General features: G+C 70.4%; 11 protein-coding genes. 7 read left to right on the forward strand and 4 right to left on the reverse strand.

The features are described from left to right. Together CHC09_RS12150 and CHC09_RS12155 are read right to left on the reverse strand one after the other, a co-directional pair. Nucleotides 1–636: a LuxR C-terminal-related transcriptional regulator gene (locus CHC09_RS12150; protein WP_089293126.1), complete on the reverse strand. Its 636-nt coding sequence runs from the start codon at nucleotides 634–636 to the stop codon at nucleotides 1–3. Beyond that, a complete protein-coding gene (locus CHC09_RS12155; RefSeq protein ID WP_179277055.1) occupies nucleotides 624–1,889 on the reverse strand; it encodes a sensor histidine kinase in 1,266 nt (421 codons plus the stop codon). Before CHC09_RS12155 ends, CHC09_RS12150 begins: the two co-directional genes overlap by 13 nt. A 112-nt stretch (nucleotides 1,890–2,001) precedes the next feature. On the opposite strand from CHC09_RS12155, the gene CHC09_RS12160 reads away from it, so the two are divergent. After that, on the forward strand, nucleotides 2,002–3,057 hold the full coding sequence (locus tag CHC09_RS12160) for a fatty acid desaturase family protein (protein WP_089293127.1): 1,056 nt from the start codon (nucleotides 2,002–2,004) through the stop codon (nucleotides 3,055–3,057). Nucleotides 3,058–3,289: 232 nt separating this feature from the next. Further along, nucleotides 3,290–3,517 (forward strand): hypothetical protein, encoded by a 228-nt coding sequence (locus CHC09_RS12165; RefSeq protein ID WP_089293128.1) that lies wholly within the window; start codon nucleotides 3,290–3,292, stop codon nucleotides 3,515–3,517. A 104-nt stretch (nucleotides 3,518–3,621) separates the two neighbouring features. On the opposite strand, the gene CHC09_RS12170 is transcribed toward CHC09_RS12165, so the two are convergent. Then, nucleotides 3,622–5,211 (reverse strand): methyl-accepting chemotaxis protein, encoded by a 1,590-nt coding sequence (locus CHC09_RS12170; protein ID WP_179277056.1) that lies wholly within the window; start codon nucleotides 5,209–5,211, stop codon nucleotides 3,622–3,624. Between the two features lie 100 nt (nucleotides 5,212–5,311). Here CHC09_RS12170 and CHC09_RS12175 point away from each other — a divergent pair, with 100 nt between their 5' ends. Continuing rightward, nucleotides 5,312–6,157, forward strand: coding sequence for a transporter substrate-binding domain-containing protein (locus CHC09_RS12175; RefSeq protein WP_179277057.1), 846 nt, complete (start codon nucleotides 5,312–5,314; stop codon nucleotides 6,155–6,157). 57 nt (nucleotides 6,158–6,214) lie between these two features. Continuing rightward, nucleotides 6,215–7,066 carry a TrmH family RNA methyltransferase gene (locus tag CHC09_RS12180; protein ID WP_089293130.1) on the forward strand — a complete coding sequence of 284 codons (852 nt, stop codon included), beginning with the start codon at nucleotides 6,215–6,217 and terminating at the stop codon, nucleotides 7,064–7,066. On the opposite strand, the gene CHC09_RS12185 is transcribed toward CHC09_RS12180, so the two are convergent. Further along, entirely contained in the window at nucleotides 7,033–8,118 is a 1,086-nt protein-coding gene (locus CHC09_RS12185) for an FAD-dependent oxidoreductase (protein WP_089293131.1), read from the reverse strand. The genes CHC09_RS12180 and CHC09_RS12185 overlap by 34 nt on opposite strands. 126 nt (nucleotides 8,119–8,244) lie before the next feature. Between CHC09_RS12185 and CHC09_RS12190 the strand changes: the two genes are divergently transcribed. The 3 genes from CHC09_RS12190 to CHC09_RS12200 all read left to right on the forward strand — a co-directional run bounded on the left by CHC09_RS12190 (nucleotide 8,245) and on the right by CHC09_RS12200 (nucleotide 12,126). Beyond that, nucleotides 8,245–9,066 carry a helix-turn-helix domain-containing protein gene (locus CHC09_RS12190; protein ID WP_089293132.1) on the forward strand — a complete coding sequence of 274 codons (822 nt, stop codon included), beginning with the start codon at nucleotides 8,245–8,247 and terminating at the stop codon, nucleotides 9,064–9,066. Between the two features lie 49 nt (nucleotides 9,067–9,115). Continuing rightward, nucleotides 9,116–10,138: a LacI family DNA-binding transcriptional regulator gene (locus tag CHC09_RS12195; protein WP_089293133.1), complete on the forward strand. Its 1,023-nt coding sequence runs from the start codon at nucleotides 9,116–9,118 to the stop codon at nucleotides 10,136–10,138. 122 nt (nucleotides 10,139–10,260) lie between these two features. Continuing rightward, nucleotides 10,261–12,126 carry a ricin-type beta-trefoil lectin domain protein gene (locus tag CHC09_RS12200; RefSeq protein ID WP_089293134.1) on the forward strand — a complete coding sequence of 622 codons (1,866 nt, stop codon included), beginning with the start codon at nucleotides 10,261–10,263 and terminating at the stop codon, nucleotides 12,124–12,126. The last annotated feature ends 14 nt before the right edge of the window (nucleotides 12,127–12,140 follow it).

Consider the following 12,140-nt stretch of genomic DNA (forward strand, 5'->3'; position numbering starts at 1 on the left):
TTACGCATTCAGGTAGGTCAGCACGGCCAGCACCCGGCGGTTGTCATCGTCGGAGGGAGGCATGTCGAGCTTGGTCAACATATTGTTGATGTGCTTGCTCACGGACTTTTCCGTGATGCCCAGGTTGGTGGCGATCGCGGCGTTGGACCGGCCCTGAGCCATCTCCCCGAGCACCTCACGTTCCCGGGCGGTGAGCACCGCCAGTGGCTCCCGGCGGGCGACCAGCCGCGAGATCACCTCGGGGTCCATGGCGGTGCCACCGCCGGCCACCCGGTGGACGGCGTCGACGAAGTCGCTGACGTCGGCGACCCGGTCCTTGAGCAGGTATCCGATCCCGCCGTGCGGGGTGCTGAGCAACTCCCGGGCATAGAGCGGCTCCACGTGCTGGGAAAGCATGAGAACCGGCAGGCCCGGCAGCCGCGTCCGGGCGGCGATGGCCGCTTGCAGACCTTCGTCGGTGAAGGTGGGCGGGAGGCGTACGTCGAGGACGGCCACGTCGGGTCGGTGCTCGAGCAGTGCCGGCAGCAGGGCGGGGCCGTTGTCGACAGCGGCGACGACGTCGAAGTCGAAGGCGCTCAGCAGCCGGGTCAGGCCGTCCCTGAGCAGGGTGTGGTCCTCGGCGATCACAACGCGCACGGCAACTCCATGGTGATGACGGTCGGTCCTCCGGGTGGGCTCGACAACATGATCGTGCCGTCGAAGGCGGCGAGCCGGCGTTCGATACCGCGCAGTCCGGTGCCGGCGGCGGGGTCGGCGCCCCCTCTGCCGTCATCGGTGACCACCATCGTCAGCACACCGGCCGCGTGCCGGGAGAACACCGACCCGTGGTGGGCGCGGCTGTGCCGGATGACGTTGGTAAGCGCTTCGGCGACGGCGAAGTAGGCGGCGGACTCCAGCGGCAGGTCGGGCCGTCCCGGCAGGTCGACGTCGACGGTGATCGGTATCGGCAGGCTGAGGGCCAGCGCCCGGACCGCGCCGTCGAGCCCGCGTTCGGCGAGCACCGGCGGGTGGATGCCGCGGATGAGGTCACGCAGTTCGGCCAGCGCGGCTCGGCTGGACGCCCGGGCCTCGGTGAGCAGCTTGTGGGCCTCGGCCGGGTTACGGTCGATGAGGTTGTCAGCCAGGCCGATCGTCATGCTCAGCGAGGCGAGACGGGCCTGCGCGCCGTCGTGCAGGTCGCGTTCGATGCGGCGCAGTTCCGCCGCCTGGGCGTCCACCGTCCCGGCGCGCGTGACGGTCAGCTGAGTGACGCGCAGACGAAGCTCGGCCGCCCTGGTGGGAGCGAGGAGGAGCCGGGCGAACAGCGCGTCGACGCGGCGTAGCCACGGCGCCACCCACAGCCCGGCGACGAGGATGATCACGCCCTGCGGCACGGACAGCAGACCGGCAAGGAACGTGTCGATGGACCAGACCGCGCCGTAGCCGTACCAGCCGGTGCCGAGCCAGATCCACGACGGCGTCAGCGTCACGCCCAGAAGCCCGTACAACGGCACCAGCACACCGATCGTCCCAAGGGCCAGCCCGGCGACGGCTCCGGGTGCCAGCCAGGCCAGATCGCGCCACGTGGCCGGATCCGTCACGGTCCACCGGAACCGTTCCCAGCCGTCGGCGACGACACGCTCCGGCAGCGGATGGTACGGGCTGGACACCAGCACACCGGCCTGGGACGCGCGCCGGCGCTCCAGGTCGGTGCGCTTGCGGACCAGCGTCATGGTCCACGGGACCAGAGCCAGCCCGAGGTACGGCACCGGCGTCAGCACCAACGCCACGATCGCGACGGCCAGCAGCGGAATGTTGGTGAGCGCCAAGCCGATCGCCGCCATGCTGTCCAGCACACCGCGCACGCCCCGCCGGGCGCCACGGCCCAGGCCGGTAGCGTCAACGCGCATTCTCACGAACTCCATGGCCTCCCATCGGTGTCGGCTGCGGGGGTGCTAGCACCCCCGGGACGAGGGTCCTAGCGCTCCTGACGATTCGCCTCCCCAGCGGTTCCATGGACACATGACAACTCTGACATCGGTGACCGATGCGACGCCGCGAGCGGCAACGGCCGGCAGCGACTTCGCCGTCCTGGCTCGCCGCATCAACGCGGAAGGCCTGATGCAGCGCCGGGCCGCCTACTACGTCGCCCGGATCAGCGTCGTCACACTCATGTTTCTCGGCGGATGGACCGCGTTCTTCCTGATCGGCCCGTCCTGGTGGCAGATCGTGACGGCGGCGTTCCTGGCCATCACCTTCACCCAGGTGGGGCTGCTGGCCCACGACCTCGCTCACCGGCAGGTGTTCCGCACGAAGCGACCGGGAGAGATCGCCGGCCGCATCGCCGGCAACGCCGGCATCGGGATGAGCTACGGCTGGTGGATGGAGAAGCACACCCGGCACCACAACAACCCCAATCACGACGACCTCGACCCGGATGTGGCCCCCGAGGTGCTCATCTGGGCCACCGAATCAGCGCTGGGACGACGCGGGCTGAAAGGCTTCGTCACCCGGCACCAGGCGGCGCTCTTCTTCCCGCTGCTCACCCTGCTCGCCGTCGATCTGAAGATCTCCAGCATCAAGGCCCTTCGCAACGGAGTCGTGAAACGCCCACCCCTGGAGAGCACGCTGCTGCTCCTGCATGCCGCCGGCTACCTCTCCGTACTGCTGATCGTCCTGCCGCCTTTGCCGGCCCTCGGCTTCCTTCTGCTTCACCAGGCGTTGTTCGGCCTTTATCTCGGTATGACCTTCGCACCCAACCACAAGGGCATGCCGCACCCGGCCGGTGACGAGGACTTCCTGCGCAAGCAGGTGCTGACCTCCCGCAACGTCCGGGGTGGCCGGTTCACCGACGCGGCGCTGGGCGGCCTGAACTACCAGATCGAGCACCACCTTTTCCCTGGCATGCCGGCGCCCAACCTCCGCAAGGCCCAGCCCATCGTCGAGGCCTACTGCGCGGAGATCGGCGTGCCGTACGCGCAGACCGGTCTCGCCACGTCCTACCGGCAGGCACTTCGGTACCTGCACGAGGTCGGGGCGCCGGCCCGCGCCGAGCACGCGGCGCGGGCCGCCCGGTGACGGTCCGTCGGGGCCTCGCACGGACGAGACAGGGGAGATGAGCTGCTGTGGTGGAAACAGCTCGAAGTCACCGGTGGATCACCTCGAGCATCCGCTGCCGTTCGTCGGCCGGAATGTCCGGTTCGGCAGCGGTCGGCCGAGGGCTTCCCAATACTCTGCAACCTGCTACGCAGGCCATGGTCGGCGGTCGACGGCCGGGCTCAGAAGGGCCCGCCGCCTGTAGGGTCGCCGCATGATGGTTCAGCGGCACTGGTGGAACGGCAGCAGCACAGCCCGCTTCCGGCGCGATGTCTACATCCGCAGTGACGGCGCTCAGTGGGACGTCATGGTTCAGATCGGTGGGACGGCGGGGCGCTACCGCGTGCAGGAATGCCCGGGACGTGGATCGGCGCTGATCGTCGCCGACGCCTGGCGCGGCTCGAACGAGGCCTGGCAGGAGATGAAACCGCAGGCCGCCTAGGCTGAGTCTGGTGAACGGCGGCACGGTGCGCACGCCGCTCCCTCGCCGGCTGTCAGAGCGATCATCGCGGGAGTGGGGCCGTCCTCGCGTAGCGGGTGCCGCCGTCAGGATTGGCGGAAGCGGTCGGAGACGAGGCGGAGCTGCTGGGACAGGGTGGACAGCTCAGTGGCGGCGGCCTCGGTCTGGCTGGCGGCCTCGTAGGTCAGCGTGGTGGCCTCGGCGACGCTGTTGATGGAGCCGGCCACGCCCCCTGCCGACTGCACGGCCGTGCGGACACTCGCCACGATCTGGCCGGTGGCGAGCGCCTGGCTGTCCACCGCTCCGGTGATCGCGCGTTGTAGCTGGTCGATGCGGTCGATGACCTGGCTGATCCGGCTGATCGCCTCGAACGCCCCGGCGGTGTCGCGCTGCATCGCCGTGACCTTGGACGAGATGTCCCCGGTGGCCGACGCGGTCTCCTGGGACAGGTCCTTCACCTCGCCGGCCACCACCGCGAAGCCCTTGCCCTGTTCGCCGGCCCGGGCCGCCTCGATCGTCGCGTTCAGGGCCAGCAGGTTCGTCTGCTCCGCGATCGCGGTGATGATGCTGACCACCGCGGAGACCTCTTCGCTGGAACTGCGCAGCCGTTCGATCGTCTGGTTGGTGGTGGTGGCCAGGTCGACCGCCTCCTGGGCCACGGCGGCGGCCTCGGTCACCGCCGCGGTGATCTCGCCGATCGACGACTCGAGCCCCTGCGCCGCCGAGGTCGCCTCGCCGACGCTCGTGGTCACCTGGCCGATCTCGTGGCTGGCCTGTGCGGCCTCCGACGACGCCATGCCGGCGCCCTGCGACAACTGCCGGCTCGTCGCGGTCAGCTGTTCGGAGGCGGCGGCCACCGAGCCGGCGTTGCCCGCGATGTCGAACATCGCGGTGCGCAACGATCCGACGATGTCGTTCAGGCTGTCGCCCAGTTGCGCCAGTTCGTCACCGCCGGGCAGGGCGGCGTCGACCGTCAGGTCGTACTCGGCGATCGCCCGGGCGGCGGTCAGGCTGTGGTCCATGCGCCGGGCGATCCGGCGGGCGAGCAGCAGCGCCGCCCCGCCGAGCAGCAGGGCGGCCAGGGTGCAGGTGATCAGCGTCAGCATCTGCGCTCGGTCGGCGACCGAGGTGGCCTCCGCGTACGACTCCTGGACCAACTTCTCGATCTCGGCCGTGAGCGCGTTCAACGCCTCGGCGGCCTTGGCGTCGACAGCGTCGTACGCGGGGCGGGCCGCCAGCGCCGCCTTGCGGGTCGGATCGGACGCCACCCGGCTCGCCAGGGTGACGATGCGCTGGCCGGAGGCGATCAGTTCGTTGAGGACGGGCAGCACCGCCTCGGCGGCGGGGCGCACCTCGGGGAGATTTCTGATCGCCTCGTCGATGCCGGCCCGGGCCTGAGCGACGTTCTCCCCGAGCAGGTCGAGCACGGTCTGGCGTTCGGTGGCGTTGTTGGTCACCAGGGTGGCCAGGATGTTGCCGCGGAACAGCACGCGGGCCATGTCGACCGACTCGGCCGCCTGCAACGCGGCGGCGGCGTTACGGGCGGTCACCTGTTGGTCGGCGATCGCTGAAGTGCCCCGGTAACCGATCGCGCCCGCCACGATGACCAGTACGAACCCTCCGGCGGCCAGGGCGGCGATCTGGCGCCGAATCGTGCCGATCACGGCTATTCCCACCGAAGCATCGTATCGAGCGGGCAGTACGCAAAATGCGAATTCGGCTAACGTCCGGCGGCCCGTGACCGATGTGACAGAGACGGATTTCACGGAGGTTGCCATGCGAATCGTTGCCCTGGTGTGTGTCGCGGCGCTCGTCCTGGCCGGCGGGGCCGGATGTGCGACCACCGAGCAGCAGGCCGGCCAACCCGTCGACCGGCTCGCCGAAGCGCGAGCCGCCCTGCCCGACTCGGTCCGGCAGAAGGGCTCCCTCGTCGCCGGCACCGAGCCCGCCTTCGAGCCGATGACCTTCATGAAGGGCTCCAAGTTCACCGGCCTGGACGTGGACATAACCGAGGCGATCGCCGGCAAGCTCGGACTGACCGTCGACTGGCAGAATGTCCCGTTCGGTGAGCTCCTCGACAAGGTCGACAACCACAGTCTCGATCTGTCGGTCTCGTCGATGTTCGACCGGGCGAAGCGGCAGGAGAAGGTCGACTTCGTGGACTACCTCAACGCCGGCACCTCGATCGTCGTACCCAAGGGGGTCGGTGACATCGGTGGCCTGCCCGGACTCTGTGGCCGCCGGGTCGCCGTCCAGGAGGGAACCGTGTACGTCGACATGGCCGAGGCCCAGAAGAAGGCCTGCGGAGACAAAGGTCTGACCGTCGTGCTGTCCGACACCCCCTCCGCGAACGTACGGGACAAGAAGGCCGACGCCGCCCTCAACGACTTCCCGATCGCGGCCCTGGACGTCGAGAAGATGCCGACGCTGGAGCTCTCCGGCCCGCAGATCGAGGCCATTCCGTACGGCATAGGTATCGCCAAGGACCGCGAGGCGCTCACCACGGCGGTACAGACGGCGCTGTACTCGATGATCAACGACGGCACCTACGACGGGCTCCTTGCCAAGTGGAAGGTCAAGGAAGGGGCGCTGCGGACCGGCGCCATCAACGGCGGCGCCTGAGCCCATCCCGGCGGGCCGCTCCATTCACGCGGCCGGGCGGCTGCTTGGATGGGGAGAATGTCCAGGACCTTGCGGATCAGTACCCGGAACGCGACCTTCCAGCAGTGGCAGGCGCTGCTCACCAACCGCACCAAGCGGCACCGGGCCGGCGAGTTCCTGGTCCAGGGCGTCCGCCCGATCACGCTCGCGCTGGAGCACGGCTGGCCGGTGCACGCGATCCTGCTCGACGACGCCCACCGGCTCTCCCAGTGGAGCCACGACGTCCTCGACCGGACCTCCGGGGTGTCCCGATTCGCCGTCGAGCGCGAGCTGATGCGGGAGCTGGGCGGCAAGGACGACGAGTCGCCCGAGCTGCTCGCCGTCGTCGGGATGCCGGCCGACGACCTGGCCCGGATTCCCACCGGTCCGCAGATGCTGACCCTGGTCTTCGACCGGCCCACCACGCCGGCCAACATCGGAGCGCTGATCCGCTCGGCCGACGCGTTCGGTGCGTCCGGACTGGTGGTCACCGGACACGCCGCCGACCCGTACGACCCGAAGGCCGTCCGGGCCAGCACCGGTTCCCTGTTCGCCCTGCCGGTCGTCCAGGTCGCCAGCCACCGGGAGGTCGTCGACGACGTCGTGGCGCTGCGGCGTAGCGGCCTCCCGGTGGAGATCCTCGGTAGCGACGAGGGCGGCGACGCCGACCTGGCCACCCACGACCTGACCGGCCCGAAGGTGATCGCGATCGGCAACGAGACCCGCGGCCTGAGCAGCGCCTGGCGCGAGGCGTGCGACCACATCCTGCGGATCCCGATGACCGGTGCCGCGAGCTCCCTGAACGCCGCGGCCGCGGGCACGGTCGTCCTCTACGAGGCGGCCCGCCAGCGTGCCGCTCAGACGGTGGCCGGGACGCCGAGCGTCTCCTGAAACCGCTCGATGTGGAAGGTGGCCTTGATCCGGGCGGTCATCTCGGCGCCGAGGAAGCCCGCTTCCGCGTCGTAGGTCACGCCGCCGGACGGGCCGAGCGGGAGCACGATGCCGTCCGGCAGTGGCGTGTATCCCCGCAACGTGTCGCCGGAGATCAGCGCGCGGACGTTCGCCGCCGCCACCTCGGCCTGCTGGACGGCGGACCGGGCCATCTTCAGCTCGGGCGTGTTCGTCAGGTCGCCGATCGCGAAGACCCGCTCGTGCCCGGCCACCCGCAGCTCTCCGGTGACCGCGAGCCGCCCGTCCGGCTGCCTGGCCGCGGCCAGCGAATCGGCGAGATAGCCGCTCTCCACGCCGGTGCCGTAGCAGGGGAACCACAGGTCGGCGGCGATGATCTCGCCGGCGGAGGTGGTGACGGTGAACGGGCGGACCGTGCCCGGTGCCGGGTCCGGCGGTGCGGTCAGGGTCGTACCGAGCAGCACCCGCACCCCGAGCGCGTCCAGTTGGCGCCCGAGGTCGGCCCGGAACTCGTCCGGGAACCGCCCGCCGACCAGCGCGGGTCCGCGATCCACGACGGTAACCGGGGTCGTCGGCCAGGCGGCCGCGATCTCGCCGGCGAACTCGAGGCCGATCGGACCGGCGCCGAGCAGCAGTACGCCGGAGGAGCGGTCGAGCGCGTCGCGTACGTCCCGTAACCGCTCCCGGGCCGCGTCCAGCTCCGGAACGTCCAGTCGCGAAGGGACCGGGCTGGTCGAGCCGGTGGCCAGGACGAGGTAGTCGGCGGCCAGCGTCGCCCCGGAGGCGAGCTCCACGTGACCCGGCGTGACCCGGGCCGCCCGGTCGCGCACGACCCGGCCACGGGAGAGCAGTCCGTCGTACGGGATGAAGATCTTCTCGGCCCAGGAGGGGTCGACCGCCGCGCGCAGTGCGGCGACGTTGTGCACGAAGGTCTCCTTCGGTTCCACCAGCGTCACGTCCGCGACGTCGTCGAGCGCCCGGGCCACCGTGATGCCGCCGTAGCCGCCGCCCACCACAACCACTGTCGGAGTCATCCGAACAACCACCTTTCGTCGAGGTCGACTCGACTCTGTGCTGCTCGGCGGAGGGGAGGGAGACCGCGCTCAGGGTGGTAGCGACAGGGACACCCTTCCGGCGCGGGGCCGGGATACGGTCGATCGGTGAGCGACAACGAGCTGGGAACGTTCCTGCGCGCGCGCCGGGCCGAGGTGACGCCGGCCGAGGTCGGACTGCCCTCCGGCGATCGGCGGCGCACGCCCGGTCTGCGCCGTGCCGAGGTGGCGATGCTGGCCGGCGTCAGCGTGGAATACCTGATCCGGCTCGAGCAGGGCCGGGACCGGCGGCCGTCACCGCAGGTGCTGGCCGCGCTGGCCGGCCCGCTGCGGCTGACGGCCGCGGAGCGTACGCACCTGTACCGGCTGACCAAGGCGGCGAGCGGATTCACCTGCGGGGCGACGGCGGCGGCTCCGCGGGGCGTTCGGCCCGGCCTGCAGGCGGTGCTCGACCAGCTGGAGCCGGCCGCGGCGGTGCTGGTCAACCAGGTCGGGGACGTGCTCGCGCACACCGCCGGGTTCCGCCGGCTGACCGGTCCGATCGGGCTGCTCGACGGTGACTCGCCGAACCTGAACCGGTACGTCTTCGCCGATCCGCGGGCCCGGCAGGCGTACCCGGACTGGGCGCACGTCGCGGACGAGCAGGTGGCGGCGCTGAAGTGCGGCCCGCCCCGAGCCGCGTTCACCGACGAGCTGACCCTGCTGGCCGGGGCCGAGTTCACCGAACGGGTGGCCCGGGTGCCCGGACTGCCGCGGCCGCACGGGTCGCTGCGCCTGGAGCACCCGGAGGCCGGATCGTTGCGCCTGACCTACGAGACCATGGAGCTGCCCGGCGACGAGGGGCTGCGGTTGGTGGTCCAGTTGCCGGCGGACGAGGCGACCGCCGAGGCGTTGCGGAGGATCTCGCCGCTGCGGCTCGTCGCGAGCTGAGCTGTAACCCGCCGAATTTCATGGAAAGATACTGGTCTATGCTTTGCCGGTGAAACATGGCGATGAAACAAGAGTCACCGTACGCGACCTCGCGGCTCACACCGGACTCTCCATCGCCACCGTCTCCCGGGTGCTCAACGACCGGTCGAACGTCGCGCCGGCCACCCGTGACCGGGTGCTGCGGGCGATGGGCAGCCTCGGTGAGCGTGCACCGCGCCGTCGCGGTGGCCGCGTCCAGGCCGGGGGCGTCTTCGTCCGCTGCCCGTACGTGCTGACCGACTACTTCGGGCTGATCGTCTCCGCGGTGGCCGAGGCGCTCGAGCCGCACGGCCTGCACGTGATCCTGAACGCCGGCACCGCCGCCCAGCAGGCGCGGGTGCTCGCCACCCTGCCGGAGCGGCGGGACGTGGCCGGCGCCGTGCTGATCCTGCCGCCGGAGCCGGGGGCCGACCTGATCCGGCTGCGGGACCGGGGTTTCCCCTTCGTGCTGGTCGATCCGCGTATCTCGCCGCCGCGCGACGTCGCCGCGGTCTCCGCGGCGCATTTCGCCGGCGCCCGCGCCCTCACCGCCCACCTGATCGAGCTGGGCCACCGCCGGATCGGCATCATCGGCGGCCCGCGCGACTGGCTGGCCAGCGACAACCGTTTCCACGGCTATCTCGCGCCGCTGGCCGACGCGGGCGTGCTGCCGGCCCCGGAGCTGACCCGGTTCGTCGCCGAGCCGACCACCGAGCTGGGCCACCGGGCCGCCGCCCAGCTGCTCGACCTGCCGGAGCGGCCGACCGCGCTGCTGGCGTTCAACGACAAGATGGCGATCGGCGCGCTGCGGGCGGCCGCCGAGCGGGGCCTGCGGGTGCCGGAGGACCTGTCGGTGGCCGGTTTCGACGACATCGACCTGGGCTCGGCCTGTGATCCGATGCTGACCACCGTGCGGCAGCCGCTCGGTGAGATGGGCCGGATGGCGGTGCACCTGCTGCTGCGGATGCTCGGCGGGCACCGGCTGGACGCGTTGCACCTGGAGCTCGGCACCGAGCTGGTGGTGCGGGACTCGACCGGCCCGGCACCGGTCTGACGTGTTTCACGGTTCCGGAACCGAAACGACGCATCCGGAACCTCCAACTCATTGACTGTCGTTTTTGGCAAAGGTTTCCTTCCTGTTACGCCAAGCCCTTCCCCCTGAGGGAGTCGTCAGTCATGAAATCCCCTGTGATCAAGGCCGCGGTCGCCGCGGCGGTGCTGACCGGGAGCGTGCTGTCCGCCCCGGTCTCCGCGAACGCCGCCGGCGAGACCGTCCAGGTCTTCCTGACCACCACTTCGGACAGCGCCGGCCGGAACGTCACCCGCGGGCTGCAACAGCAGGCCAACATCGCGTTCGGACCGGCCGGCGGCAGCGCCGGCAGCACCATCAACGTCAACGAGGGCGCGACCTACCAGACCTTCGAGGGCGGTGGCGCGTCGATCACCGACACCACCGCGTACCTGCTGCGCGGGGGCCCGGTCAGCGCGGCGACCCGGGACGCCGTGATGACCAAGCTGTTCAGCCCGACGAACGGCATCGGGCTGTCCTTCGTACGCAATCCGATCGGGGCCTCCGATCTGTCCCGGCCCGGCAACGTCTCGCTCGACGACACCTGCTGCGACCTCAACGACTTCGGTGCCAACGGGTACGACACCGACGTGCGGCTGCTCACCCAGCAGGCCAAGCAGCTCAATCCGAGTCTGCGGGTGATGGGCGTGCCGTGGAGCTCGCCCGGCTGGATGAAGGACAACGGGCGGATGGACCAGATGGGCTGGCTGAAGTGGGAGTACTACCCCACGTACGCCCAGTACCTGGTCAAGTACCTGCAGAGCTACCAGGCCGCCGGGGTGCCGGTCGACTACCTGTCGGTGCAGAACGAGCCGAACTGCTGTCAGGCCGGCAACCCGACCGCGATGAACTACCCCGGGATGAGCTGGAACCCGTCCGGCCTGGTCGAGTTCACCAAGAACTTCGTGTACCCGGCGCTGCACGGGGCCGGGCTCAACACCAAGGTGCTGATCCACGACTGGAACTACGGCGACTACGCCACCTTCGGCTCCGGCATCCTCTCCGACGCCGGGGTGCGCGGCGACTCGGCGTTCGGCGGGATCGCCTGGCACGGGTACTTCGGCAGCCCCTCGATCGGCACGGACGTGCACAACGCGTACCCGTCGGTCAAGCAGTTCGAGACCGAGCACTCCGGTGGCACCTGGATCACCGACCAGCACAACGAGGATCTCAACAACATCATCGACTACACCCGGAACTGGGGCGCCTCGGTGGTCAAGTGGAGCCTCGGCGTGAACCAGAGCATGGGTCCGCACAACGGCGGCTGCGGCACCTGCACCGGCCTCATCACCGTGCAGGAGGGTGGCTCCCGGGCCGGCCAGGTCGACTACACCGTCGAGTACTACACGATGGGGCACCTGACCAAGTTCGTGAAGCCGGGCGCGGTCCGGATCGACACCAACGACACCAGCGCGGTACGCAACGTGGCCTGGCGCAACCCGGACGGGTCGAAGGCGCTGATCGCGCACAACGGCGGCACGTCCAGCCAGTCGGTCCGGGTGAACTGGTCCGGGCAGTCGTTCGTCTACACGCTGCCGGCCCGCACCACGGCCACCTTCACCTGGTCCGGCACCGCCACCCAGGAGCCGGGCGGCACGATCACCGGGCTGGCCGGCAAGTGCGTGGACGTGGCCGGAGCCGCCACCGCCAACGGAACCGCGGTGCAGCTCTACACCTGCAACGGCTCGGCCGCGCAGAAGTGGACCCGGTCGGCCGACGGCACGCTGCGCGCGCTCGGCAAGTGTCTGGACATCGTCGGGCCGAGCACCGCGGACGGCACGCTCGCCCATCTCTGGGACTGCCACACCGGCACTTCCCAGAAGTGGACGTACGACAGCGCGACCCAGCATCTGGTGAACCAGTACGCCGGCAAGTGCCTGGACGTGAAGGACAACAGCTCCGCGGACGCGACCCGCTTGCAGGTCTGGACCTGCGGCACCGGGGCGAATCAGAAGTGGGTGCTCAACGGTTGAGCCGCCAGATCCTG

The organism is Actinoplanes regularis (genome assembly GCF_900188005.1).
In the GTDB taxonomy this organism is placed as follows: Bacteria; Actinomycetota; Actinomycetes; order Mycobacteriales; family Micromonosporaceae; genus Actinoplanes; species Actinoplanes regularis.

Bases quoted from the DNA above. Each gene is read 5' to 3' on its own strand.
- CHC09_RS12155 (WP_179277055.1), bottom strand. From the start codon at position 1,889: ATGCGCGTTGACGCTACCGGCCTGGGCCGTGGCGCCCGGCGGGGCGTG.
- CHC09_RS12160 (WP_089293127.1), top strand. From the start codon at position 2,002: ATGACAACTCTGACATCGGTGACCGATGCGACGCCGCGAGCGGCAACG.
- CHC09_RS12165 (WP_089293128.1), top strand. From the start codon at position 3,290: ATGATGGTTCAGCGGCACTGGTGGAACGGCAGCAGCACAGCCCGCTTC.
- CHC09_RS12175 (WP_179277057.1), top strand. From the start codon at position 5,312: ATGCGAATCGTTGCCCTGGTGTGTGTCGCGGCGCTCGTCCTGGCCGGC.
- CHC09_RS12180 (WP_089293130.1), top strand. From the start codon at position 6,215: ATGTCCAGGACCTTGCGGATCAGTACCCGGAACGCGACCTTCCAGCAG.
- CHC09_RS12185 (WP_089293131.1), bottom strand. From the start codon at position 8,118: ATGACTCCGACAGTGGTTGTGGTGGGCGGCGGCTACGGCGGCATCACG.
- CHC09_RS12200 (WP_089293134.1), top strand. From the start codon at position 10,261: ATGAAATCCCCTGTGATCAAGGCCGCGGTCGCCGCGGCGGTGCTGACC.